This is a genomic window from Alcanivorax sp. HI0044 (genome assembly GCF_001634945.1).
The window spans coordinates 1-1,088 of the sequence record NZ_LWEZ01001863.1; the positions used below are offsets into that span (position 1 = coordinate 1).

The window sequence follows — 1,088 nt, forward strand, 5'->3', positions numbered from 1 at the left end:
GCTTCATCATCCGCAGCACGTTTGGCGGCTTCTTCTGCCGCGCGTTTCTCTTCTTCCGCAGCACGTGCAGCTTCTTCAGCCGCCAGGCGTTCTGCTTCTTCACGCTCTTCCGCTTCCAGTACATCACGTTTCACGTAGGTGCGTTTCTTGCGCACCTCCACGTTCACGGTCTTGGACTTGCCGGCAGCGCCGGTGGTCTTGATGGTGCTGGTGGATTTACGCTTCAGCGTAATTTTCTTTCCACTGCTTTCGTCCTGGGCACCATGAGACTTGCGCAGATGCGCCAGTAGCTGCTGCTTCTGTTCATCGGAGACCACTTCGCTGGCATCGCCATGGGGCAACCCTGCGTCTTTCATCTGCGTGAGCAGCTTCTCGACGGGCGTCCCTACGATGTCGGCCAGTTTCTTTACGGTCGTTTCTGCCATGTCAGCAACACTCTCCTGTCCGTCTCTGATGGTGCCTGCTTGATCAGCCTGAAAAGGGGCGGTTATGCCCCGGCTTCGTCTTCGCCTTCAAACCAGGGAGCCCGTGCAGTCATGATCAACTCGGCTGCACGTTCTTCGCTCAGGCCTTCAATTTCCAGCAGGTCATCCACCGCCTGTTCGGCGAGGTCTTCCATCGTGACAATGCCACGGGAAGCCAATTCAACGGCCAACTCACGGTCCATACCTTCCATGTTCAGAAGGTCTTCCGCAGGCTCGGCCTGTTCAAACTTCTCTTCAGACACCAGGGCCTTGGTCAACAGCGCGTCTTTGGCGCGCTGGCGCAACAGCTCCACGATCTCTTCATCAAAACCATCAATTGCCAGCATCTCTTCCTCAGGCACATAGGCCACTTCTTCGAGGGTAGAGAAACCTTCATCAACCAGTACACCGGCCACATCTTCGTCAACGTCCAACTCATTGATGAACGTCTGCAAGGCCTGTTCCGCTTCTTCTTCCTGTTTGGTCTCAGCGTCATCAATAGTCATGACGTTGAGTTCCCAGCCGGTCAGCTCGGAGGCCAGGCGAATGTTCTGCCCGCTGCGGCCGATAGCCTGGGCCAGTGCGGATTCGTCTTCCACGGCGATATCCATGGAATGGCTTTCT

Annotated in this window: 2 protein-coding genes; both read right to left on the reverse strand. The window is 56.2% G+C overall.

The window, feature by feature from the left end:
• On the reverse strand, positions 1–425 hold a 425-nt coding region (locus A3730_RS27715), incomplete at its 3' end, for a translation initiation factor IF-2 associated domain-containing protein (protein ID WP_197477691.1).
• Positions 426–487: 62 nt separating this feature from the next.
• Positions 488–1,088: helix-hairpin-helix domain-containing protein (locus A3730_RS27720; RefSeq protein ID WP_231884072.1), on the reverse strand; the 601-nt coding region annotated here is incomplete at its 5' end.